Consider the following 1545-nt stretch of genomic DNA (forward strand, 5'->3'; position numbering starts at 1 on the left):
CTCATATGGAGGTCGGCCTGTCAACGACGGCATGGTGAAGCGGTGGCACGCACCGTCGTGTGTGCCACCGCTTCCTGTTGCCGGGATGGTGATCGATGCGAGTGGGAGGTGAGCGTGTCGTAGTGTTCGACGCGTCGTCAACTCTCATATACGCGGGTTGGTTACCGCAGGACGGACTGTTTCGGCTGGAGTGGATCGCAAGTCTATGAGTCGAGCGTGATCCCAACGCGCAGTTGAGGATTGCTCATAGGCGGCTAGCGGGTCACTCCCAGACGCTCGGCCACATCCCACATCGTCGTCGACCGTTCATTCCGGACATCTATCCCGACGCAGATCGCTACTTCGGCGTCGGAGCTTCAGTCATTCCTCGAGCGTGGCCAACGACCAGCACCAGCCGGCCAGCTCTCGTGCGATCCCGGCATTGGCGACCACCGCACGTTTACCGCGTTCGTCGAAATGTTCCCACCGTGCGTGCAGCCGCCGGTTCGCTTGATGTCCTCGCGCTTTGGCTTTGGGAGTCGACGCCTTCCACCGTGCCACCAGTTCACGCCCCGGCCGATACGGCTTGCGATGATGCCAGGCAGCCTCGACCAGCAGTCGGCGTACGTGAGCATTGCCGGTTTTGCTGACACCGCCCTGCGACCGGGATTCACCGGAAGAATGCTCGGTCGGGATCAACCCGACGAACGCACCGATCGAGCGGCCGGTCAACCGGTCCCACTCACCGATCTCCGTCGCCAAACCGAACGCTGTCAACGTCGCCACCCCACGAAGGCACCCCAGCCGGGTCACCACCGGAGTGAACGACGAATGCGCAGCCATGTCCGCGATGGCGGTATCGAGACGATTCCGGCGTTCGGTGGTGGCGATGACGGTCTCGTAGGCGGTGTCGTAGGTGATCTGCAGTGCACGTGAATCGAACCGCTGGCGACGTAACCACAGATCGTGGGCTGCGGTCCAGGGTTTGCCGCCGCTGTAGATGATCCCTTGACGCAGCAGCACATGTGTCAGGCGATGCTGTGCGGACACCAGATCGCCGCGGCAGTCCTCCCTTGCTCGCACCAGATCACGAGCGGACTCCTGCTCGGTACTCGGAATCAGAACCGGCACAATAGAACTCAAATGAAGCAACCGAGCCAAATGCCGGGCATCACGGGCATCGGTCTTGATGCGGTCACCAGGGGGACGCTGAATTTTCGACGGTGCCGCCACCACACAATCGACACCGGCGGCCAACAGAAAACGGGCCAGACCGAAACCGGTCGGGCCCGCCTCGTAGACGACATGCACCAGTCCTGGCAGCGAACGAATCCACTCCAGGATTTCTTTGTGATCAGGCGACATGCGACGCTCGAACAACTCGCCCGTCTCGCCATCCAAACCGCACGCCACCACCGATCGTGCGTGCACATCCAAACCAACACTCGTACGATGATTCTTCACTGGGGCCTCCCACATCTGTGGCTCTACCGGCCAGGACCCACTCCTGTCGGCAACCCACGCTTACATGCGGAGGGGCCCCAGCCAAGACCTCCATACCGTCTA

1 protein-coding gene is annotated in these 1545 nt (G+C 61.8%); it reads right to left on the reverse strand.

What is annotated here, in order from left to right; translation table 11 throughout:
- Nucleotides 1–360: 360 nt before the first annotated feature.
- Nucleotides 361–1458 carry an IS110 family transposase gene (locus tag AB0366_RS27050; protein WP_032375655.1) on the reverse strand — a complete coding sequence of 366 codons (1098 nt, stop codon included), beginning with the start codon at nucleotides 1456–1458 and terminating at the stop codon, nucleotides 361–363.
- Nucleotides 1459–1545: the final 87 nt, after the last annotated feature.

This window comes from Rhodococcus sp. NPDC076796 (assembly GCF_040702765.1).
Lineage (GTDB): Bacteria > Actinomycetota > Actinomycetes > Mycobacteriales > Mycobacteriaceae > Rhodococcoides.

Bases quoted from the DNA above. Each gene is read 5' to 3' on its own strand.
- AB0366_RS27050 (WP_032375655.1), bottom strand. From the start codon at position 1,458: ATGTGGGAGGCCCCAGTGAAGAATCATCGTACGAGTGTTGGTTTGGAT.